Raw genomic sequence first — 22627 nt, 5'->3', positions numbered from 1 at the left:
CGAGCGCAGTCAAATGGCCCCTATTTGCGGCGTGTCGCAGGGCCATTCGACTGCGCTCGGCGCGGTCGGGGGTTAGGGGTTGGTGGTGCGGAGGCGGAAGGCGATCAGGGCGGCGAGCAGCATGATGACGGCGGTGCCGATGGCGGCCACGTGGATGCCGGCGACGAATGCCTCGTGTACCGAGGTGAGGAAGGCGTCGGCGGCTGTCTCCGGGAGTTCGGCGGCGAATGTGGTGGCGCCGCCGAGGGATTCGGAGGCGGCGGTGACGCGGTCGGCGGGGACCTGGGTGAGGTCGATGCCGTTGCGGAAGATCGCCATCACCACGCTGCCGAGTACCGCGACACCGAGCGCGATACCGGTCTCGTAGGCGGTTTCGGAGACCGCGGCGGCCGCGCCGGCCCGTTCCACCGGCGCCGAGCTCACCACCAGATCCGACGAAACCGTCAGCGCCACACCGACACCCGCGCCGATCAGCAGGAAGCCGAGGATGAACGGCGTGGTGCTTGTCGCCGCGTCCGGGCTGAGCCACAGGTATAGCACCGCACCGAGCGCCGCCGTGGTCAGCGCGCCGCCGAGCACCATGCCCGGCCGCCAGCGCCGCATCATCCACGCCGCCGCCAGCGAGGCGAATACGCTGGCCGCCAGGCCAGGCAGCAGGAGCAGCCCCGCCTCCAGCGGCGAATGCCCGAGCACCAACTGCACATACTGCGAACCGAAGAACAGCACACCGGCCAGCGCGAACACCGAAAGCAGATTGGTCAGCACCGCGGTGCGGAACCTGGGCAGCGCGAACAACTTCAGGTCGAGCATCGGATGGTCGAGCCGCCGCTGCCTGCGCACGAACAGCACACCGGCCAGCACGCCGAACGCGCCGATCACCAGCTTCACCGGGCTCACACCGTGCGCCGCGGTTTCCTTCACCGCGTACACGAACGGGATCAGCGCCAGCATGGACAGCGCCGCACTAGGCAGATCGAAGCGGCCGGGGTTGGGGTCACGCGATTCCGGAATCAGCAACGGCCCCAAGGCGATCAGCACCAGCATGACCGGCAGGTTCACCAGGAACACCGAACCCCACCAGAAGTGCTCGAGCAGCCAGCCGCCGAGCAGCGGCCCCGCCGCCGCGCCACCACCGGCCATCGCGGCCCACACCGAGATCGCCATGGTCCGCTCGCGCGGATCGAGGAACATCGACCGGATCAGGCCGAGCGTGGCGGGCATCAGCGTCGCACCGGCGACACCCTGCAGTACGCGCGCGGCGATCAGCATTTCGGGCGATACCGCCCATGCCGCGATCGCGGAGGCGAGGCCGAAGCCGACCGCGCCGATCAGCAGCAGCCTGCGCCGCCCGATCCGGTCGCCGAGGTTGCCCATCACGACGAGCAGGCCGGCCAGCACGAACGAGTAGACGTCGATGATCCACAGCAGCTGTGGTGTGGTCGGCGCGAGATCGGCGCTGATCGCGGGGACGGCCAGGTCGAGCACCGTCGCGTCGACCGCGAGCAGCAGCAGGGCGAGCGCGAGTACGGCCAGGCCCGCCCATGTCCGCGGCGTCGCCCGCGGTGGCGCGACCGCTTCGGCACGGGTGTCGTTCACGGTTTCGGTAGTCATCTGTTCGGCTTCCGTCGCACGTTTCATTACCGTCCAGACGGTACAGTAATTTCACCTTACCGTCCAGCCGGTATAGTGACCGTCGTGACCACGAACACCCGCGACCGCATCCTGGACGCGCTCGAAACCCTGCTGCTGGAAAAGGGCATGTCCCAGGTGACGCTGGAGAACGTCGCCGCGGCCGCCGGCGTGTCCAAGGGCGGCCTGCTCTATCACTTCAAGAGCAAGGACGCGCTGCTCGCCGGCCTGGTCCGCCGCCTGAGCGAACGCGCGACGAAGCAGATGGACGGCGCGGTGCAGCGCGGCATGACGACCGCCGAGTGGTACTTGCAGACCCCGAATCCGGATAACGCGACCGATGCGATCGAGTTGGAGCTGTACCGCTCCATGCTCGCGACCATGCGCACCATCGACGCCAAATCCGGCTCGGAGGTCGACGAGGTGCAGCAGGCGCTCACCGAATTGCTGGACGCCTGGTCGGCAGGCCTCGACCGGGAAGTCGACGATCCGGTGCGCGCCGATCTGATCCGCCTCGTCGGCGACGGCGTGTATCTGCGCGCCCTGCTCGGCCTGCCGCCGATCGACCCGACGCGCTATCGCGACGTAGTACAGCGCCTGTTGGAGAACTGACAGCTAGACTCGGCCGCGTGTTACCAGCCGCTGATCCGGCCGGTGCCGTCGGGGCGGGGAAAGATCCGGTACCAGGGTCGCCTGGAACGACGGTGCCGATCCGTCCTATGAGCTTTCGCGAACTGCTCGACGTGCCGTTCGCGGTGATCCAGGCGAATATCCTCGTCCTGGCCGGTTTCGGGGCGGCCGTGCTGGTCACCGCCGAAGCCGGCGTGCTCGCGGCGACCGCGGCGGGTTCCGCGCTGACCGACGGCGCCGACGCGGGCACCACCTGGTCCGCCGTGCTGTCCACCGCGTTCGCCATCCTGCTGCTGCGCTGCGTACTGCGCGGGGTCACCGTCCCGATCGGGCTCGCCGCCGTGGCCGGTACCCGGCTCGGCTGGACCGGCGCGCTGGCCGCCTCCGGTGCGCGCCTGCATCCGCTGCTGATCTTCCAGCTGATGTTCTCGCTGATCGGTCTCGGACTGCTGGCGCTCGGCGGCGGATTGCTGTTCACCCTGCCCTGGATCGGCGCGCTCGGCTCCGCGGTGATCGTGCTGACCTTCTTCACGCTGCCCGCGGCGCTGGTGTGGCTCGGCTCCCTGCGTGCGAGCCGATTCCTCACCGTCCCAGCGATTTTCGCCGAACAGGCGGACTACACCACCGCGGTGGCGCGGTCGAAACTGCTCACCGCAGGAACGGGACGGTCCATCACCGGGCTGTATCTGACCCAGCGCTGCCTGCTGGTGTTGCTCGCCGTTCCGCTGCTGGGCGTCCCGCTGTACCTCTCCGATTTCTCCGGAACCCATCGCTGGGCGGTGATCGCACTGATCACCTCGGGTGTGCTGCTGATCGCCGTCTTCGGTGAGATCGTCGAATCGACGACGCGCGTGGTGAGCTACGTCGACCTGCGCTGCCGCCGCGAAGGTATGGATATCCGCATCCCGGATGTAGAGCGACGATGACCGATCCCATTCCACCCACCCCACGCCTCGGCGCGGCCGAAGAGCACCGGGCCGCCGCCGAGAATGCCGCGCAGCACCGCGATTTCGACCGCGCGGTGCGCGAACGCTTCCGCGCCGTACTCCGCGGCCTCGAACAGCGGGGCATGCTGGAGGTGCGCCGCTCGCGCACCGCGCAGGAGACCGCCACCGACGCCTCGTCCACCCTCTCCGCCGAGGCCGCCAACGAATTACAGCCCGCCGCTTCGAGTTTCGATGAGGTGGTCTACGGCGGCAGGCAGGCCACCGAGGACGAGTACCGCAGGCTCGAATACGCCGACCGGTACTCCCAGGCCGCACCGCCGCCCGCACCCGAACCCGACGAGCTGGTGGCCACCGAGGCGCCACCGCGGACAAGGCGGCAACTACCGCCGCTGCCCGAACTGCTCCGCAATCCGAAGTTCTGGGCGGCCCTGATCGGCGCCATCACCGTGCTGCTGCTGTTGTACGCGGCATTGCAGTCCTGCGGCACGCCGCCCGCGGCGAACCCGCCGCCCAAACATCCGCCGCCCGCGACATCGCCGCACAAGCCGCCCCCGGAACAGAAGGAACCCGAGCAGGACCGGGAATACGGCAGGGGCCAGGATTCGATCTTCGACAGGTTGCCGGGCCCGGTCGCATTCGGCGGCCTCCAGTTCCTGATCGCGGGCGGCGCGCTGGTGTGGTGGCGGGCGCGCAGGCGCGGCGCGCTGGTCGGTGAGCCGCGCCCGGTCGAAGTGGCCGCGAACGAGCTGCTCGCCGGGCAGGCGGCGCTGTATCGCCGCGCGAAGGACTACGACCATGTCGCGGCGAAGCTGCGGGCCGCGACGCTGCGTCGCATCCGCCCGATGCTCGACGTGACCAGTGACGCACCGCAGGACCGCGTGATCGCGGCCATCGCCACCCGCACCGGCGCCGCACCGGCGCAGGTCCAGCAAGCGCTGTTCGGGCCGGTGCCCGACGCGGGCACCTTGGAACTTGTTGCCGCGCAACTCGAATGGATCGAGGAGGAGGTCGGATGACGGCCATGGACACCACCCACACCCCCACCGCCGAGCAGGCGGGCGCCGCGTTCGCCGCGCTGCGCGGCGAGATCGGCAAGGCGGTGGTCGGCAACGACAGCGCGATCATGTACCTGGTGCTCGCCCTGCTGTGCCGCGGTCACGTCCTGCTGGAAGGCGTGCCAGGCGTGGCGAAGACGCTGCTGGTGCGCGCGCTGGCGATGGCATTGGATCTCGAGCACACCCGCGTGCAGTTCACCCCCGACCTGATGCCGGGCGATGTCACCGGCTCGCAGATCTACGACCCGCATTCGGCGGAGTTCACCTTCCGGCACGGCCCGGTGTTCACCAACCTGCTGCTGGCCGACGAGATCAACCGGACGCCGCCGAAAACCCAGTCGGCACTGCTGGAATCGATGGAGGAGCGCCAGGTCTCCGTCGACGGCAAGCCGAGGGCGCTGCCGGATCCGTTCGTGGTGGTCGCCACCCAGAACCCGATCGAGCAGGAGGGCACCTACCCGCTGCCCGAGGCGCAGCTGGACCGGTTCCTCTTCAAGGTCGACATCCACCTGCCCGGCCGCGATGACGAATTCCGCATCCTGCAGCGCCATGCCGCCGGTTTCGATCCGCGCGATCTCGGCGCCGCCGGACTGCGCCCGGTCGCCAACGCCGCGCATGTCGCGGCGGGCCGCGCCGCGGTCGCGCAGGTGAACATCAGCCCGGAGGTGCTCGCCTACACGGTGGACATCTGCCGGGCCACCCGCAACTCCCCCGCCGTCCAGCACGGCGCGTCGACCCGGGGCGCGACCGCACTGATGGCCGCGTCGCGCGCGTTCGCCTGGCTCAACGGCCGCGGCTACGTAACCCCCGACGACGTGAAATCCGTTGCCATCGCGGTGCTGCGGCACCGGCTGCACCTGCGCCCCGAGGCGGAACTGGACGGGGTGACCACCGAGGGTGTCATGTCGTCGCTGCTGCTTTCGGTTCCGGTTCCGGTCTAGCCCATGGTCGTCACCGGACGGCTGGCCGCCGCGGCAGCGGTGGCGGCGCTGATCGTCACCCTGCTACTACCGAACTGGTTCGGCGTGCTGGTCATGACCGGTGCGCTCGCCGCGGCGGTGCTGTTCGACGTCGCGGCGACCGCGGCGGCGAGCGAGCTCACTCTGTCCCGCCCGCCGCTGACGACAGTGCGGCTCGGCCGGGCCGCCGAGGTGAAACTCGTCGTGACCAATACCGGCACCCGCACCGTGCGCGGCACCCTGTGGGACGACTGGCCCGACAGCGCACGCGCCGAAAACCGCGCGCACCGGCTGGATCTCGCCCCCGGCGTGTTCACCCGCTTCGGCACCGCGCTGACCCCCACCTACCGCGGCGACCGGGTGGCCGGGCCGATCACGCTGCGCCTCGTCGGGCCGCTCGGCTTGGCGGGCAGGCAGACCAGGCGCACCGTACCGGCCAGGGTGCGCGCGCTGCCGCCGTTCCGCAGCGAACCGCTGCTGCGCTCGAAGGTCAAACAGCTGCAACACCTCGAGGGCCGCAACGTGGCGAATATGCGCGGCCAGGGCACCGAATTCGATTCGTTCCGTGAATATGTCGCCGGCGATGACGTCCGCGCCATCGACTGGCGGGTCACCGCGCGCGCCACCGACGTGCTGGTGCGCACCTGGCGCCCGGAACGCAACCGGCACATGCTGATGCTGCTCGACAGCGGCCGGATCAGCGCGGGCCGGGTCGGCGACGGCACCAGGCTCGACGCGAGCATCGAGGCGGCGCTGCTGCTCGGTGGTCTCGCCGCCGCCGCGGGCGATACGGTGGACCTGCTCGCCTACGACAGGCAGGTGCGCGCCGAGGTGCGCGGTGTCGGCGGAAAAGGCTTGCAGGTCAAGCTGATGCACGCGATGGCGGGCGTCACCCCCGCGCTGCTCGACACCGACACCACCGGATTGGTGCGCACCGCCGTCCAGCGGACCAGGCGGCGCAGCCTGGTGGTCTGGTTCACCAGCCTCGACGGCGCGGCGATCCGGGAGAACCTGCTGCCCGTGCTTCCGGTGCTCACCCAGCGCCACCGCGTGCTGATCGTCTCGGTCACCGATCCGGATCTCGCGCAGGCCGCCACTCAGCGCGACAGCCTGGCCGACCTCTACAGCGCGGCCGCCGCCGAAACCGTGCTCGCCGAGCGCGCGGTGGTCCAGGAATCGTTGCGGCGCAGGGGCGTCGCGGTCGTTTCCGCCGCCCCCGACCGGCTGCCCGAAGCACTCGCCGACGAGTATCTGGAACTCAAGCAGTCCGGCACCATGTGAGCGGATGATGGCGAGATGACAACGGATCTCGCCGCTTTCGCCCGTGGGCTGCCCAAGGCTGAGTTGCACGTGCATCTGGAGGGCACGCTGGAACCGGAGCTGAAGTTCCAGCTCGCCGCGCGCAACGGCATCGCGCTGCCGGAGAAAACCGTCGCGGAGGTCAAGCAGACCTACAAGTTCCACGACCTCACCTCATTCCTGCAGGTCTACTACCCGGCCATGCGGGTACTGCAGCAGGCGCAGGACTTCCACGATCTGGCGTTCGACTATCTGACCAGGGCACATGCCGACGGCGTCCGCCACGCCGAAATGTTCTTCGACCCGCAGGCACACACCGGCCGCGGCGTCGCCTTCGACACCGTGATCACCGGATACCACTCGGCGGTCGTGCGTGCCCGCCGCGAGCTCGGCATCTCCGCCGAGCTGATCCTGTGCTTCCTGCGCGATCACTCCGCCGAGTACGCGATGGCGACACTGATGGAGGCGCTGCCCTACCGGGACCGGATCATCGGCGTCGGACTGGATTCGGACGAGCGCGGCAACCCACCGCGCAAATTCGCCGACGTCTTCGCGCGCGCACGCGGCGAGGGTTTCCTGCTGACCATGCACTGCGATATCGACCAGCCCGATTCCATCGAGCACATCAGGCAGGCGCTCGAGGAGATCGAGGTGGACCGGATCGACCACGGCACCAATATCGTCGAGGACGATCGGCTCGTCGAACTCGCCAAGAGCAAGGGCATCGGGCTCACCTGCTGCCCGGTCTCGAACTCGTTCGTCACCGAACAGATGAAATCCGCGGAGCTGAGCGCACTGCTGGATCGCGGGCTCACCGTCACCGTCAACAGCGACGATCCCGCCTATTTCGGCGCGTACGCCGCGGACAACTATGTGGCGCTGGCCCGGCACGCCGGACTCGGCATCGAGCAACTGGTGACGTTGGCGGAGAACTCGTTCCGCGCCGCCTGGCTCAGCAAGGCGCGACTGGACGGCTTCCTCGCCGAGATCCACGACTACGTGGCCGCAAGGCCGTAACGGGCGGCTACTGGAAGGGGCGCGTCCGCAGACCGCGCATGGCCGGAATGCCCTAGCCGCGCACAGCCGCCAGCGCGGCCGGGGTGAGGCCGAGCAGTTCCGGGTTGCTGTACGGCGGGGTGAGCGCCCGGCGCTGCCGTTCGGCGATGACCGCGCCGATGATCTGCATCGCCGGGAAGTTGCCCGGTGGCGCCACACCCAAGCGCGTACAGACCGTGATGACCAGCGACTGCCCGAGCCCAACCTGCGCGGCCGGCGTGAGCGTGCGGAAGCGGGTCTCGTATTGGCGCATGGCGAGCGCCAGATCCTCGGGAATGCCGGAAAGATCGAGCTGCACCACCCAGTTCGCCAGCCACGGCGGCGGCACCGCGAGCGCGGGCGCGGGCAGCTGCTTCTGCCCGTAGATGACGACCGTGCCCGCGAGCACATCGCCGACCCGGCGCGCGTTCGGCGAGCACATCGAGGTGATCACCGCGATCGCACCGAATCCGCCGAGCATCCAGAAGTCGACGATCGCGCCGGTCAGTCCCCTGGTGAGCGCGTGCCGGAAGTCGATGGGCCCGCCGTCGGTGCGCACCACCCGCAGCCCGAGCACCAGCTTGCCGACGGTCCGCCCGCGCATGAGTGTTTCGCACACCACCGGATAGCCGACCAGCGTCCCGACGATGACGGTGGTGACCGCGACGTCGATCCAGGCCGAGTCCGCGCCCATCAGTGCGATCATCAGCGTGGCGATCAAGCCGAGCACCAGGGCAAGCCCGATCTGCACCACCAGGTCCAGAATGAACGCGGTGGCGCGAGTGGGAACGCGGGCGATCGGCAGGTCGAGCGCGACCGCTTCGCCGGTTGTGAACGCAGCCATGTCAGTAGCATTCTTCCGACAGCGGGAGTGGGAGGCAACCGGTATGGATGTTGACGCGTACAGCTACGCGCATCGGCGCTCGTGGGACCGGCTGGATCAGCTGGCCAAGCGGCGCAGACTGAGCGGTGCCGAGGCCGACGAACTGGTGATGCTGTATCGGCGCACCTCCCAGCAGCTCGCCCGGTTGCAGACGCACAGCCCCGACCCCGAACTCATCGCCGGGCTCAGCGCGGTGCTCGCCCGCGCCCGCGGCCGGATCGTCGGCGCGAAGGCCGACACCTGGCGCGAGGTCGGCCGGTTCTTCACCCACCGCTTCCCCGCGGCGGTGTATCGCGCCGCGCCGTGGTGGATCGCGGTGGCCGTGGTCTTCCTCGTGGTCGCCGCCGGACTGGCCATCTGGGTCGCCGAATTCGACTCGGCGCGTGAGGTGCTCGGTATCAGGGGCAATACCGACTCGCTCACCAGGCCGGGCGGCAAATTCGAGACCTATTACACCGAACACCCGAACAGTGCCTTCGCCGCGCAGGTGTGGACCAACAACGCGTGGGTGTCCGCGCTCGCCCTGTTCACCGGTGTGCTGATCCTGCCTGCGGTTTCGCTGCTGTTCGGCAATGCGCTCAATCTGGGCGTGAGCGCCGGGCTGATGGCCGACGCGGGCCGCCTCGACGCGTTCTTCGGCTACATCCTGCCGCACGGCACGCTGGAGCTGACCGCGGTGTTCGTGGCGGGTGGCGCGGGATTGAAGCTGGGCTGGACGCTCATCGATCCCGGCAGGCTCAGCAGGCTGGAAGCGGTAGCGCGGCAAGGCAGGGCGACCGCGACCATCGCGCTCGGACTGGTCGTCGTGCTGTTCGTGTCGGGCTTGCTGGAGGGCTTCGTGACGCCGAGCGCACTGCCCGCCGCACTGCGCATCGGGATCGGATTCGCCGCCGAGGCAGCGTTTCTCGGGTACGTGTTCGTGATCGGACGGCGTGCCGTGCTGGAACAGGGCGGCGAGTCCTGGGAAATTCCGGTAGATGGACCGGCAGGCAACGGTGAGCACACGGTCAGCAAGGCGACGCTGGACAACCTTCAGCAACCGCTGGCATCTGTTCGATCTTGAACTCCCCCATTTGAGTTCCGCTGACCGCAGCGAGTCGTGCTCAGCTGCGGTCAGCGTTACCACTAACTGTACACAATCGTTATCCCGATGCAACCCTCCTCGCCGAGGTCAAGCGTATAAACCCGGACCCCAGCAAACCCATGTGGGCACATGGTTTTTCACTGTTCCAGCTAACCCGCGGCGGGGGTACGGGCAACCCTCATAAGGCACTCGAAAACACCCACCGGAACGATCCGCTCCTACGTGTGAATCGCCCTACGAAAACCGTCGACCATTCTCGAGACGATTAGCTGCACCCCCTGGATAGAGCAGTCCATGTTCTCCTGTTGTGCCGTGCCACCTGCGCGTTCGACCGCGTTAATGGCGGTAGCTGGCCGTTGGATGAACAGAAAGCGACTTAAAGTTTGTTTAGGGTGGAATAAACAAGGTCGCCATTCGGCAGTGCACCCTGCGCACCTACTCGCCCCCGGTCGCCATCCGAAATAACCAGTCGCGGAAAGGTTGTCCGACAGGCACCTCACCGCCCCGCCGCCAGCACCACGACCGCAACTTCGGCAACCGGTGTGATCTTCGCCTCACTCACCTCGAACCCGGCGAAACCGGCAGTGCGACAGGCGATCACGCCGGGGCGCGACCCGCGCGGAAGCGCCGGCTTGCCCCGCCATGTGTGCGGGTGTCAACATCGAGTCGATGACTGACATGGAAACCAAGCGCACCGAGCGGCAGGGGTACCACCACGGCGACCTGCGCAATGCACTCATCGGCGCGGCGGCCGAACTCGCCGAGACCGGTGGACCGGAGGCCGTGACCGTGCGTGCCGCGGCCCGGCTGGCCGGTGTCACCCCCACCGCGGCCTACCGGCACTTCACGAATCACGAGCAGTTGCTCGGCGCGGCCCAGGACAAAGCGCAGCACGAGCTGTTCACCGCCATGTCGATGGGGATGAACACCCTTGGGCCCGATGCCCATCCAGCACTCCGGCTCGACGCTGCCGGGCGGGGCTATATCGAGTTCGCCATCCGCGAGCCCGGACTGTTCCGCACCGCGTTCTGCGCCGCGCCTCCGCAGGCGGCGGACACGCAGGCGGCTCCGTCCTTCGGCCTGCTCTCCGGAGTGATCGATGACCTTGTCGCGGTGGGTTTCCTGGCTCCCGAGCATCGGCAGGACGCGGAGATCACCGCTTGGGCGGCGGTGCACGGCCTGGCCTGCCTCATCGTCGACGGCGCCGTCGCGTGGGCCGACGAGGCGGGCCGCGAGCGGGCGATCACCACCATGCTCGCCACGGTCGAACGCGGCTTCGCCACAGGTGCACAGACCGCTGTGCAGTAGCACCGATCCGTGAGTGGTTGCCCACCAGTGCCATCCACAGGCTGTGCACAAAAGCTGTGGAGAACGCCGTCAGCCGACGCGAATGATGCCGGTGATGGTGCCCTGGAAAACCCTGTGCGAGTTGGTGATCAGCGGAGCTGTCTGCAGCGGGTCATCGACAATAGTGCCTGGTAGAGACGATTTCGCGGCGATTGTCCCACTGTTCGGGTCGACCACGGTGAACGCGTAGCCGTCGAGTGGCGTCGTGGCGTCGGCACCTGTGCGCGTCGTTGTGTAGATGAAGCCATCGGCTGTGGATAACCGGGGCACCGCGGCGCTGCGAATCGTGTTGTCCCAAACGGTGTGGCAGCCGGAGTCATCGATATCCACACGGGTCATGCCACCCGTGAACGGCGCGGTCGGCGGGATCGCGGGACCGGCGTCCTCGGGGACGGCGGGATAGGGATAGCCGTAGGTACTCGCGACGAAGACAGACCGGCCGCTGCCGATCGGCGAGTTCTCGCTGCCCGCACCGCCTTTGGTGAGCACCGGCTGTTCACACACCGGCGCTCCGCTGCCCGATCGGTACACCAGGAGCTGCACCTGGGTGTCGGCGTTGTCGACGATGGCGAGGTAGTCGGCGCCGTCGCCCGGCCCGAAATAGGTTGGCGTCGAGCCGGTTCCCCAACTGAGCTGACCGGGTTTGCGCGCCGAGCCGCGATCGTAGGGCTGCCGCCACAGCACCCGCGGCCGCCCGGACGCATCGGCGGCGAACTCGTAGAGCGCGTGCGTGGTCGCCACCGCGATCCGCCCGCTCGGCGCGGCCGAAATGCTGTTGGCCACCAGTTCTCCCGTGGGCAGCGCGAGGGTGGCAGCCGCACCCGACGGCGTCACCGCACCAACCACGCCCTTGCCGGTGGCGAACCAGACCGTGCCGGACCAATCCGGCACCAGACCGGTCACGTTGTCGCCCTGTGGAATCACCGCGGTCAGATCGGTGGACGTATCGACAGTGAGCCGCCAACCGCTGCCATTGCGTACATGGCCCACCCGCAGCAGCTTGCGATTGCCGTCCACCACGACGAGCCGGTCGTCGTTGTCCAGATAGGCGTACACACCGCCGAGCAAGCTGCCCGTGGCGAGTTCGAGCGAGGCGAGTGAGCCGCCGAGCGGACCCGGTGCGGCCGGATCGAGCAGGTGCACGGTCGGTGCCCTGCCGATGATCGCCGTGCACAGCGCGACAACGAGACCGTCGGCCCCTTGCAGCAACGTCGGGCAGGCCGCCGCCAGCGGATAGACGGCGACGGGCGCCGCACCCGTGCCGGGTCCAGCCAAGGGGGTGGCATCCGACGAACCCGCGTCGCCGTGCATGGTCGCGGTGCCGAGCGGGCCCAGATATGGATTCGGCACGGCCAGCGGGCCCCACGTCCCGGTGGCGTCGGCCGCACCGGTCGGTACCAGCGCGAGCGCGCACGTAGCGAGCACAACCAACTGTCTACGCATCACGGTCTACCTTCGTCTCGGCACGGAATTCGATCGAATCGGATCGAGCGGCACAGGAACAGCATTCGAAACATGAATGATCCAAACAATGTGCCTACCAGGCCGGACGCACCATACGACGAGATGCCAGCGACCGATTCCGCACACACGCAACCTCACCGGCGATGCCGATTCCGCCGGGCACGGGACGGCACCCGACTTTCGTGCATCGACCGGCACCGAACACGCGGAACGGCCGATCGGCCGCGGATACGCTGGGCCCATGAATGGCGTTCGGACCCGCATCCTGTCGGCTTTCGCCGGACAACTCGGCAATCCCCACGGCGTCCTCGGCAAAGGTGTCGCGCTCATGCTCAACCGCGGCAACCGGCGCGCCGTCGAGGCGGCCGTCAACGCCACCGGCATCGAGCAGGGCGCGACCGTGGCCGATATCGGATTCGGCGGTGGCGTCGGGCTTTCCCTGCTGCTCGGATACGCGGGCAGCAAAGGCGTGGTGCACGGCTTCGAGATCTCCCCCGACATGCTGGCTCGCGCCCGCGATCGATTCGCGGGCGAAATCGCCTCGGGCCGTATGCGACTCGACGAGGGTTCGCTCACCGCGCTGCCGCTGCCCGGCGACAGCCTCGACGCGGCGATCACCGTCAACACGGTGTACTTCGTGCCGGATCTCGACGCCGTCTGCGCTGAGCTGGTGCGCGTCGTCCGGCCGGGCGGCACGCTGGTGATCGGTATCGGCGATCCGGAGGCCATGGCCACATTGCCGTTCACCGCATACGGATTCACGCTGCGCCCGGTCGCCGAGGTGATCGCCGCGCTGGAACGCGCCGGCTGCACCGTCGACCACCGGCAGCTGCCCAACCCGCCGATCCCGTTTCATCTGCTCGTCGCCACCCCGAAATAGCGGCGCTCCTACATCAACGCGCCGCCGTCGATCCTGATCTCGGTGCCCGTCATATAGCGGCCGTCGTCGGAGGCGACCATCGCCACCACACCCGCGATGTCCTCCGGACTGCCGAGCGCGCCGCCGTTCAACCACCCGGTCATCCGCGCGAACAGCTTGTAGTCGATACCTTCCGGCTGATCGAGAATCGACTTCGTGGTGATGCCACTGGTGATGCCGGCGGGCACGATATTCACCGCGCGCAATCCCTGCTTGGCGTATTCGAGCGCGATCGCATGGGTGAACGCGTTGACCCCGCCCTTCGACGCCGCGTACGCCGCGAGATAGGGCGCGGCACTGAAGGCCGCCGTCGACGACAGGTTCACCACCACGCCGTGCCCGGATTCCAGCAGCGCGGGCAGCGCGCTCTGCGTCATCAGGAAGGTCCCGGTCAGGTTCACCGTGATCACCTGATTCCACACCTCCAGCGGCATCTCGTGGGTCCGCGCCGGCCGCAGGATCCCCGCCGCGTTCACCAGTACATCGAGCCCGCCGAGAAATTCGAGCGCCGTCGCGGTCGCCGCGCGCACCGATTCGGCATCGGCGATATTCACCGGCACCGTCCGCAGCCGCTCGGCGGCCGCGTCACCCGCCTTCTCCGCCGTGGCCGCCAACCCGGGTTCGTCGATATCGGCGGCAACCAGGGTCGCCCCCTCGTCCAGTAATCGCAGGGCGATCCCCTGCCCGATCCCTGACCCCGCTCCGGTCACCACCACACGACGCCCGTCATATCTGCGCATGCCAAGAATTAGAACAGGTTCCTATCGCCAGTCAACCCACTTAGGCACGTCATTTCGGATCTATGCGACTGCAACACGTTCTAGTCTGGCGGCATGATTCGCGACGCGTTCCAGCCTGCCGCGCTCGGACCGCTCCGGCTGCGCAACCGCATCATCAAGGCCGCGACCTTCGAGGGCCGCACACCAGACGCCTTCGTGACCGATGAGCTCATCGCTTTTCATCGTGCGGTCGCGGAGGGCGGTGCTGGGCTCACCACGGTCGCCTACTGCGCGGTCGCGCCCGAAGGGCGGACCGATCGGCATCAAATCTGGATGCGGCCCGAGGCGGTGCTCGGGCTGCGGCGGCTGACCGATGCGGTGCACGAGGCGGGCGGCGCGGTCTCCGCGCAATTGGGGCATGCGGGGCCGGTGGCGAACGCGGCGTCCAATCGGGCGCATGCGCTCGCGCCGAGCCGGCAGCTGAGTCCGCTCAGCCTGCGCGTCACGCGGGCGGCGACGCCTGGCGACATCCGTCGCATCATCACCGCACATGCCAGAGCGGCACGGCTTGCCGTCGAGTCCGGATTCGATGCCGTCGAACTGCATTTCGGCCACAACTACTTCGTCAGCGCGTTTCTCAGTCCCGCGCTGAACAAGCGCACCGATGAATACGGCGGCACGCTGGCCCATCGCGCCCGGCTGGCCAGGCAGATCGCCGACGCGGTGCGCGCCGAGGTGCACGACGAGATCGCGGTGCTGGCGAAGTTCAATATGGACGACGGTGTTCGCGGCGGATTCGGTCTGGACGAAAGCCGCACCGTCGCAGGATGGTTGGCCGAGGACGGGAACCTCGACGCGCTCGAGTTGACCGTCGGCAGTTCGCTGCGCAACCCCATGTACCTGTTCCGCGGCGACGTCCCGCTGCGCGAATTCGCCGACCAGTTCCCGCCGCTCCAGCGCTGGGGCATCCGCCTCGGCGGCCGGAAGTTCCTGCGTACCTATCCCTTTCACGAGGCCTACCTGCTCGAACAGGCGCTGAAGTTCCGCGCCGAAATCGATATGCCGCTGATCCTGCTCGGCGGCATCGCCTCCCGCGCATCCGTCGACACCGCGATGGCCAACGGCTTCGATTTCGTAGCGATGGCCCGCGCCCTGCTCTACGACCCACAACTGGTCAACCGCATGCGCGAGGAATCCGAGGCCGTCTCGCCATGCACCCACTGCAACCGGTGTATGCCGACCATCTACCGCGGCACCCACTGCGTCCTGACCAGCCCATAGCGCGGCCCCGGCAACCGAACGGAAGGAAACCGTAAACCCATCCCGGCACTGTGTGGTCAACGCACCGAACACAACCGGAACAGGACAGAAATCATGCGGAAGATCATCGAATCCACCTTCGTCACCCTTGACGGCGCCATTGCCGAGCCGCACAAGTGGAGCGCGCCGTACTGGGATGCCGAGCACGCCGCGTACGCCGCAAAGCTGCTCTTCGCCGCCGATGCCCTGCTGCTCGGCCGCGAGACCTACCAGAACTTCGCTCAGGTGTGGCCGACACGCCCCAGCGGTGACGAATACACCGACCGCATCAACGCGATGCCCAAGTACGTCGCCTCCACCACCTTGGCGCAGTCCGACGCGATCTGGAACGCGACGATCCTGCAGGGCGACACCGCCGACGCCGTCCGCGCACTGAAGAAACAGGACGGCGGTGACGTCTTGAAGTTCGGCACCGGCTCTCTGTCGCGAACCCTGTTGGCACACAAGCTGGTCGACGAATACCACCTCTGGGTCTTCCCCGTCGTCGCGGGCGCGGGCACTCGGTTGTTCGACGGTCAGCCCGACGTCGCCCACCTGCGACTGCTCGGCACCACCACCCTCGCATCCGGGATCGTCATCCACCGTCTGGCCCCGCGATAACCCGCCGTACCGTGGTAGACACCGCGACCGAATCCGGTCGCGACCCGTGGTGAACCCGGCAGGAGGCGATCACTCGTGAAGGTGTTCCAGATCGGCGCGGCGGGCGGTGTCGGACGCAGGCTCGCCCGGCTGCTCACCGAAGGCGGTGACCAGGTGACCGGCATGTACCGCAATCCCGATCAGGTCGAGACCATCTCGGTCACCGGCGCGACACCGCTGGCGGGCGATCTCATCCACGACTCGGTCGACGACCTGGCAAAGAAGTTCGCGGGCCACGACGCGATCGTCTTCTCCGCGGGCGCGCACGGCACCGGCATGGACAAAACCACCGCCATCGACGGCGAGGGCCTGGTCAAGGCCGCCGATGCCGCCGCACGCGCGGGCGTCCAACGCTTCCTGCTCGTCTCGGTGTTCCCCGACGCGGGCCGCGACCGCGCGACCTCCGAGGGCTTCGAGCACTACATGCGCGTGAAGAAAACCGCCGACGTCCACCTCACCCGCACCACACTCGACTGGCTCATCGTCCGCCCGGGCACCCTGCGCGACGAACCGGGCACCGGCAACGTCACCGCGGGCCTCGCCATCGAATACGGCGACGTGGCCCGCGACAACGTAGCCGCCTTCCTCGCCGCCGCCCTGCACGAACCGGCGCTCACTCGAACCATCATCGAACTCACCGACGGCGAAACCCCAGCCGCGGCAGCGGTAACCGCGCTGCTGACCACGCCTTAGATCCCACCACCGGCGTTCGGCCGGGCATTTCCCGAATCTCGTCGTGCGTCAGGTCCACCACTCACACGCTGACCGGATCGGAGCGGCGGCGTAGCGAACCGCCTGGCGAGCGCTGGCGCAGTATCTGTTCGAGTACCGAGATGCCGTCGTCGAGCAGCTCGGGACCGATCACCAGTGGGGGAAGCAGCCGGATGACGTTGCCGTAGGTGCCGCAGGTCAGCAGTACGACGCCCTGCGTGAGCGCTTCGGCCGCAATGGCTTTCGTCAAGTCGGGCGCGGGTTCGGTGGTGCCGGGCGCGACGATCTCGAGTGCGAGCATGGCGCCGCGGCCGCGTACGTCGCCGATGACGTCGAGCTCGTGAGCGAGCGCGCGCAGCCGTGGGAGCACCGTGGCCTCGATCATCCTGGCGCGGGCGGGCAGGTCCAGTTCGCGCATCGTCCGCAGGGTGGCCACGGCCGCGGCGCACGCGACCGGGTTACCGCTGTAGGTGCCGCCGAGTCCACCGGCGTGCACCGCGTCGAGCAGCTCGGCGCGCCCGGTGACGGCGGCGAGCGGCATACCGCCCGCGATGCCCTTGGCCAGCGTGAGGATATCGGGCACGACGCCCTCGGCTTCGCAGGCGAACCACGTTCCGGTGCGGGCGAATCCGGTCTGCACCTCGTCGGCGATGAAGACGGCGCCGTTGCTGGTCGCCCAATCGGCCAGTGCGGGAAGGAATCCCGGCGCGGGCACGATGAATCCGCCCTCGCCTTGGATCGGTTCGACGATGAGGGCGGCCACCGAGCCGGCGCCGATCTGCTTCTCGATCTGAATGATGGCGCGCCGTGCGGCCTGTGCTCCGGTAATTCCCGGCTCGTCCCGGAACGGATACGACATCGGCATTCGATAGATCTCCGGCGCGAACGGACCGAAGTGCGCCTTGTACGGCATCGCTTTCGCGGTAAGCGCCATCGTGAGGTTGGTGCGGCCGTGATAGGCGTGGTCGAACGCGACCACGGCGGCACGGCCGGTCGCCAGCCGCGCCACCTTGATCGCGTTCTCGACCGCCTCGGCGCCCGAATTGACCAGTACGGAACGCTTTTCGTGGGTGCCGGGCGTCAGCGCCGCCAGTTCCTCCGCCACCCGGACGTACCCCTCGTATGGCGTGACCATGAAGCAGGTGTGCGTGAACCGGTTCGCCTGTTCGGCGATCGCTTGTGCGACAGCGGCATTGGATCCGCCGACGCCGGTGACCGCGATGCCCGAGCCGAGATCGATGAGGCTGTTGCCGTCGACATCGACGAGGATGCCACCGTCGACATCCGCGGCGAAGATCGGCACCGAGGGGCCGACACCCGCCGCGACGGCGGCCATCCGCCGCGCGTTCAACGCCACCGAACGCGGCCCGGGCAGTGCGGTGCGCAGGGCGCGCACCTGCGGCACCCGGTACGCGACCGCCGGTAGCCGATCAGACAACAGTCGCCGTCCTCCCGGCGTTTTCGAGGTAGGCGACCTCCCTGCGCAGGTCGGTCATCAGCATTTCGGCGACGTCGCGGCTGAAGCCGTTGCGGATGACGAACCTGATCACCGAGATGTGTTCCAGGTTGGGCGGCAGCGCGTAGGTGGGCGCCTGCCAACCGCGCAGCCGCAATCGGTCGGCCAGATCGTAAACGGTGAACCGGTGCTCGTGGTCGGGATCGATCCGCACCGCGAGGACGGGAATGTGCTCACCACCCGAAAGCACTTGCAGGCTGCCGATTTCGGCCATTTCCGCGGCCAGATAGCGCGCCACGTCGCAGCAGGTCTGCTGCACCGCGCGATAGCCCTCGAAGCCGAGGCGAAGGAAGTTGTAGTACTGCGCGATGACCGGCGCACCGGAACGGGAGAAGTTCAGCGTGAAGGTATCGATGCTGCCGCCGAGCAGCTCACAGCTCATCACCAGATCCTTCGGCAGCGCCGACGGCTCCTGCCAGACGATCCAGCCGACGCCGGGGAACACCAGGCCGAATTTGTGCCCCGAGGTGTTGATCGACTGCACCCGCGGCAACCGGAAGTCCCACACCAGATCCGGTTCCAGGAACGGGGTGACGAATCCGCCGACCGCGGCGTCCACGTGCAGTGGGATGTCGAGCCCGGTCCGCTGCTGGAGTGCGTCCAGCTCCGCCGCCATCCGCTCGATCGGATCGAGCTTGCCGACCTGGGTCGACCCGAGCACGCCGATCACCCCGATGGTGTTCTCGTCGCAGAACTCAGGCAGCCGGGTGGGATCGAGTGTGTACTCCGGCGCTTCGATCGGCATCCACCTCGGTTCCACGTCCCAGTACTGGCAGAACTTCGGCCAGCAGGTGTGCACCGCCGTCGGCAGCACCAGATTCGGCCGATCCTCCGGCAGCCCCGCCGCGCGCCTGCGGTCGCGCCAGCTGAATTTCATGGCCAGGCCGCCGAGCATCGCGGCCTCGCTGGAGCCGCCGGTCGAGCAGCCGACGCTGATGCCGTCGGGATCGCGCCACAGGTTGTCGAGCATGTTGACGCAGCGCGCCTCGAGCTCGACCGTCTGCGGATACTGATCGTGGTCGACCACGTTGCGGTCCAGAGTTTCCACGATCAGCGCGCGGGCCTGCGGTTCCATCCAGGTCGTGCAGAACGTCGCCATGTTCAGCCGCGCGTTGCCGTCGAGGATGAGTTCGTCGCGGATCAGCGCGGCGGCGGCGTCGGGCGACATCGGCCCGTCGGGCACCTTGAACCGCGGCACACCGCCGTCCGGCACCAGCCCGCTGTAGAGGGGATTGATCGCGACCGATTCGGTCCACCGGTGTGACTGCACATGCGTGAGCATTGTTCGCATTCCTCCTCAGCGCGGACGGCTCAGCCGACCAGCGCACCGGTCCTGTGGGACAACAGCATTCGCAAGGTCTCCAGCGCGTCGGGGGGCAGCGGCAGCAGCGGCGGCCGCGGATCCCCGACGTCCATCCCGTCCAGCGCCAAGCCTGCCTTCACCGTGCTCGGCAGCCCGCCGGTCAGAATGAACCGCAACAAGGGCAGCAACTCGTAGAAGATGCGGCGTGCCGCCGCGTAATCGCCGACCCGGACCATGTCGTACAGCTCGAGACACGGTTGCGGGGCCAGGCATGGCGTGGCGGTGCACCAGCCGGTGGCGCCGGCCAGGAACGCCTCGAGCGCAAGGGGATTGGACCCGTTGAAGAACGGAATCCGGTCACCGGACAGCTCGACGATCCGATGCATGCGCTGGATGTCACCGCTGCTCTCCTTGATCATCGTGACATTGCCGATCTGCGCGACCAGCTCGACCAGGAACTCGGGTGACATATCGATGCCGCTGGTCGCAGGGTTGTTGTACGCCATGATGGGGATATCGATGGATTCGGCGATCCGGCGGAAGTGGCGCGCGATTTCTCGTTCGGCGAGTTTCCAATACGACACCGGCAGCACCATGACCGCGTCGGCGCCCGCCTGCTGGGCGAACACCGCACGGCGCACGGCGGTGTCGGTGGTCAGATCGGAGACGCCGATGATCGTCGGCACCCGCCCCGCGACCGCGCGCAACGCGGTCTCGGCGGCCGTGTGCCATTCCGTGTCGTCGAGGTAGGCGCATTCACCTGTCGAACCGAGCGGGGCGATGACGTGGCAGCCCGCGTCGACGAGCCGGTCGATCAGCGCCGTCAGCTTTCCGGTGTCGACCGATCCGTCGGTACGGCTGAACGGCGTGATCGGATACGCGATGATGCCGCGGAATTCGGCCGCCATCTCAGTACCCGCCGATCGTCGCGAGATTGCCCGCCGCGGCGCCAACCGGAGTCGCCTGGATGCAGGTCGGGTCGGCGCGCAACGCGCGCCTGGCGTAGTAGGAGAAGGTCGCTTGGCTACGTTTGGCGGTCAGCACCCAGTCGTGTGCCTCCGAAGCCAGATCGTGCGGCAGGCTCTTGACCGTCCCCGCCGCCATCGCGAGCAACTGCAGCCGCGCCGCGCGCTCGAACAGCAGCGCCATCACACAGGCCTCCTCCACCGACGAGCAGGCGACGAGCTGACCGTGATGACTCAGCAGCAACGCCCGCTTGTCACCGAGCGCCGCGCTGATGGTTTCGCCTTCCTCGTTGCCCACCGGAACGCCGGGCCACAGCTCGAGGAAGGCGCAGTCGTCGTACAGCGGGGTGGTGTCCATCTGCGATACCGCGAGCGGCGTTTCCAGCATGGACAGCGCCGCGACATGCAGCGGGTGCGTGTGCACGATGCAGTTCACATCGGGACGCGCGCGATAGATCCAGCTGTGGAAGCGGTTGGCCGGGTTGGCCATACCGTGACCGTCGAGCACGTTGAGGTCCTCGTCCACGTGCACCAGGTTGAGGTCGGTGATCTCGTCGAAGCCGAGCCCGAGGCGCTGGGTGTAATAGGTGCCAGGCAGTTCGGCCCGGGCGGTGATCTGCCCGGCCAAGCCGGAATCGTGCCCGGCGGCGAACAGGATTCGGCAGGTCAGGGCGATCTTCTGCCGAATGGTCCAGGTGTTGTCCGGTATAGCGGACTGCATGCGTTCCTTGGCGAGCTCGACCAGATCCGATTTGCTGGCGGAAAGAGTGTCGGACATGGGACAGCACTCCTCTGTGGTCTGCGATTACCGACTCTTGCTGAAGCGATGACGCCATCCGGCCGCGGCGGGCCTCGCCGCCTGGGCGGTAGCGGCGCGTAGTTCTTGCAGGCCGCGAAACTTCCAGCCGCGCAACTGTTCCGCGTCGGGCCGGACACGCAGGTCGGGGCAGCCGCTGAGTAGCCGGTCGACGGCGACCTCGACCAGCGGCGGTATCACCGCGGCCGCGATACACCGGTGACGGCCGTAGCCGAGCGCGACGAACGGCTTGGCTTCCCGATGGATATCGAAATGCTCGGCGTCGTCGAATTCCCGCTCGTCTCGACAGGCGGAGGCGATACACGCGGCTACCATCGCGCCGGCCGGGATTCGCACGCCACCGAGCGTGACTTCCCGCGTCGCCTTACGTCCGAGCATGCCGACGGGTGGCAGCCAGCGCAGCGCTTCGTGCACGGCGGCGGGGAGCAACGTGCGGTCGGCACGCACGGCCGCGAATTGCTCGGGATGAACGGCGAGTGCGTACAGCAGATTTCCCGCCGCCCACGCGGGTTCCTTGAATCCGCTGATTATCATTTTGAGTGTCGGCAATACGGTTTCGATACTCCTGGTTTCCCCCGATTCCAGGCCGTGCCGCATCAAGGCGGACAGGAACGACCCGTCGGGGCGTTCGCCCGATTCGGCGAGCATCGGGCCCAATCGCGCCGTCATTTCCGCGCTCGCGGCCTCCGCCGCCTCGCTCCGGCCTGCCTCACCCGCGGGATTCTGTAGTGCCCCGATGAATGCGGCCGACCATGCGCGCAACGTCGGTTCGCCGAGTTCGCCGAGCCCGAGCGTCCTTGCCATCGTCTCGCCGCAGACGGGATGGAAGTACTCCGACATCAATTCGATGCCGTCCCGCCGATGCATGGCGGCCAGCTCGGCCGTCGCGATCTCGTTCGCCATGCCGACGAAGCCCGGAATCACCTCGGGGGCCAGCTTGTCGTCGACACTGGCCCGGATCTCGGTGTGCGCGTCACCTTCTCGGGCCAGGATGGATGAGCCCGGCCCGCACAGTTTCGTCAGCGGCGCATTCGGATCGCTGGTGACAAACGACTCCGGACTCGCAATGACACTCCGGACGTCCTCGCGCCGAGTGACCAGCCAGACATTGAGGGCGGGCACCCACGCCACCGGTTCTTCCCGGCGCAGCCGCGCGTAGATCGGATAGGGATCGATATATAACGCATCCATCGTGATGGACTCCGCAAAACCCATTTTCGCCATCTCCTCTGCATTGTGTGATGCAACAGAATGGCAAATCGAATAACCGGGCTGGCGCGAGATCATCGGCGCGTCAGCCGACTAGAGACTCCGCCGGAGGCGGTGGCACTGCTCACGGTAGCACTGCGGACAGCTGTGCAAAACGGGTATTTCAGAAATATCGCG

At 68.0% G+C, this 22627-nt stretch carries 21 protein-coding genes; 12 read left to right on the top strand and 9 right to left on the bottom strand.

Annotated elements, in window-relative coordinates; genetic code table 11:
• Positions 1-72: 72 nt before the first annotated feature.
• Entirely contained in the window at positions 73-1611 is a 1539-nt protein-coding gene (locus tag ACIG5A_RS24520) for an MFS transporter (RefSeq protein ID WP_397243735.1), read from the bottom strand.
• An 84-nt stretch (positions 1612-1695) separates the two neighbouring features.
• On the opposite strand from ACIG5A_RS24520, the gene ACIG5A_RS24515 reads away from it, so the two are divergent.
• The 6 genes from ACIG5A_RS24515 to add all read left to right on the top strand — a co-directional run bounded on the left by ACIG5A_RS24515 (position 1696) and on the right by add (position 7536).
• On the top strand, positions 1696-2241 hold the full coding sequence (locus ACIG5A_RS24515; protein ID WP_397243733.1) for a TetR/AcrR family transcriptional regulator: 546 nt from the start codon (positions 1696-1698) through the stop codon (positions 2239-2241).
• Positions 2242-2348: 107 nt separating this feature from the next.
• Positions 2349-3185 (top strand): hypothetical protein, encoded by an 837-nt coding sequence (locus ACIG5A_RS24510; RefSeq protein ID WP_397243731.1) that lies wholly within the window; start codon positions 2349-2351, stop codon positions 3183-3185.
• Positions 3182-4222: a DUF4129 domain-containing protein gene (locus ACIG5A_RS24505; protein ID WP_397243729.1), complete on the top strand. Its 1041-nt coding sequence runs from the start codon at positions 3182-3184 to the stop codon at positions 4220-4222. Before ACIG5A_RS24510 ends, ACIG5A_RS24505 begins: the two co-directional genes overlap by 4 nt.
• Positions 4219-5202, top strand: coding sequence for an AAA family ATPase (locus tag ACIG5A_RS24500; protein ID WP_397243727.1), 984 nt, complete (start codon positions 4219-4221; stop codon positions 5200-5202). The genes ACIG5A_RS24505 and ACIG5A_RS24500 overlap by 4 nt, the downstream gene beginning before the upstream one ends.
• Positions 5203-5205: 3 nt before the next feature.
• A complete protein-coding gene (locus ACIG5A_RS24495) occupies positions 5206-6501 on the top strand; it encodes a DUF58 domain-containing protein (protein WP_397243725.1) in 1296 nt (431 codons plus the stop codon).
• 15 nt (positions 6502-6516) lie between these two features.
• On the top strand, positions 6517-7536 hold the full coding sequence (gene add, locus ACIG5A_RS24490; protein ID WP_397243723.1) for an adenosine deaminase: 1020 nt from the start codon (positions 6517-6519) through the stop codon (positions 7534-7536).
• 52 nt (positions 7537-7588) lie between these two features.
• On the opposite strand, the gene ACIG5A_RS24485 is transcribed toward add, so the two are convergent.
• Positions 7589-8398: an RDD family protein gene (locus ACIG5A_RS24485; protein ID WP_397243721.1), complete on the bottom strand. Its 810-nt coding sequence runs from the start codon at positions 8396-8398 to the stop codon at positions 7589-7591.
• A 43-nt stretch (positions 8399-8441) separates the two neighbouring features.
• Between ACIG5A_RS24485 and ACIG5A_RS24480 the strand changes: the two genes are divergently transcribed.
• Together ACIG5A_RS24480 and ACIG5A_RS24475 are read left to right on the top strand one after the other, a co-directional pair.
• Positions 8442-9500 (top strand): stage II sporulation protein M, encoded by a 1059-nt coding sequence (locus ACIG5A_RS24480; RefSeq protein ID WP_397243719.1) that lies wholly within the window; start codon positions 8442-8444, stop codon positions 9498-9500.
• A 690-nt stretch (positions 9501-10190) separates the two neighbouring features.
• Positions 10191-10829 carry a TetR/AcrR family transcriptional regulator gene (locus ACIG5A_RS24475; protein WP_397243717.1) on the top strand — a complete coding sequence of 213 codons (639 nt, stop codon included), beginning with the start codon at positions 10191-10193 and terminating at the stop codon, positions 10827-10829.
• Between the two features lie 69 nt (positions 10830-10898).
• Here the strand turns inward: ACIG5A_RS24475 and ACIG5A_RS24470 are convergent, their stop codons facing one another.
• A complete protein-coding gene (locus tag ACIG5A_RS24470; protein ID WP_397243715.1) occupies positions 10899-12311 on the bottom strand; it encodes a hypothetical protein in 1413 nt (470 codons plus the stop codon).
• 262 nt (positions 12312-12573) lie between these two features.
• Here ACIG5A_RS24470 and ACIG5A_RS24465 point away from each other — a divergent pair, with 262 nt between their 5' ends.
• Entirely contained in the window at positions 12574-13212 is a 639-nt protein-coding gene (locus ACIG5A_RS24465) for a class I SAM-dependent methyltransferase (protein ID WP_397243713.1), read from the top strand.
• Between the two features lie 8 nt (positions 13213-13220).
• Here the strand turns inward: ACIG5A_RS24465 and ACIG5A_RS24460 are convergent, their stop codons facing one another.
• A complete protein-coding gene (locus tag ACIG5A_RS24460; protein WP_397243711.1) occupies positions 13221-13991 on the bottom strand; it encodes an SDR family NAD(P)-dependent oxidoreductase in 771 nt (256 codons plus the stop codon).
• 93 nt (positions 13992-14084) lie between these two features.
• Between ACIG5A_RS24460 and ACIG5A_RS24455 the strand changes: the two genes are divergently transcribed.
• The 3 genes from ACIG5A_RS24455 to ACIG5A_RS24445 all read left to right on the top strand — a co-directional run bounded on the left by ACIG5A_RS24455 (position 14085) and on the right by ACIG5A_RS24445 (position 16622).
• Entirely contained in the window at positions 14085-15251 is a 1167-nt protein-coding gene (locus tag ACIG5A_RS24455; protein ID WP_397243709.1) for an NADH:flavin oxidoreductase, read from the top strand.
• A 93-nt stretch (positions 15252-15344) separates the two neighbouring features.
• On the top strand, positions 15345-15890 hold the full coding sequence (locus tag ACIG5A_RS24450) for a dihydrofolate reductase family protein (protein ID WP_397243707.1): 546 nt from the start codon (positions 15345-15347) through the stop codon (positions 15888-15890).
• Between the two features lie 75 nt (positions 15891-15965).
• Complete coding sequence (locus tag ACIG5A_RS24445; protein ID WP_397243705.1) at positions 15966-16622, top strand: NAD(P)H-binding protein; 657 nt, start codon at positions 15966-15968, stop codon at positions 16620-16622.
• Positions 16623-16683: 61 nt separating this feature from the next.
• On the opposite strand, the gene gabT is transcribed toward ACIG5A_RS24445, so the two are convergent.
• The 5 genes from gabT to ACIG5A_RS24420 are packed head-to-tail and all read right to left on the bottom strand — an operon-like array spanning position 16684 to position 22456.
• Entirely contained in the window at positions 16684-18078 is a 1395-nt protein-coding gene (gene gabT, locus ACIG5A_RS24440) for a 4-aminobutyrate--2-oxoglutarate transaminase (protein ID WP_397243703.1), read from the bottom strand.
• Complete coding sequence (locus ACIG5A_RS24435) at positions 18071-19438, bottom strand: glutamate decarboxylase (RefSeq protein ID WP_397243701.1); 1368 nt, start codon at positions 19436-19438, stop codon at positions 18071-18073. Before ACIG5A_RS24435 ends, gabT begins: the two co-directional genes overlap by 8 nt.
• Positions 19439-19467: 29 nt before the next feature.
• A complete protein-coding gene (locus tag ACIG5A_RS24430) occupies positions 19468-20367 on the bottom strand; it encodes a dihydrodipicolinate synthase family protein (protein WP_397243699.1) in 900 nt (299 codons plus the stop codon).
• Position 20368: 1 nt separating this feature from the next.
• Positions 20369-21202, bottom strand: a complete 834-nt coding sequence (locus ACIG5A_RS24425) for an aldolase (protein WP_397243697.1) — start codon at positions 21200-21202, stop codon at positions 20369-20371.
• Positions 21203-21229: 27 nt separating this feature from the next.
• Positions 21230-22456: a cytochrome P450 gene (locus ACIG5A_RS24420; RefSeq protein WP_397243695.1), complete on the bottom strand. Its 1227-nt coding sequence runs from the start codon at positions 22454-22456 to the stop codon at positions 21230-21232.
• Positions 22457-22627 lie beyond the last annotated feature (171 nt).

Source organism: Nocardia sp. NPDC052566 (assembly GCF_044547285.1).
Taxonomy (GTDB): Bacteria; Actinomycetota; Actinomycetes; order Mycobacteriales; family Mycobacteriaceae; genus Nocardia.
The sequence above is the reverse complement of the archived record's forward strand: the minus strand, read 5'-3'. Positions and strand labels throughout refer to the sequence as shown.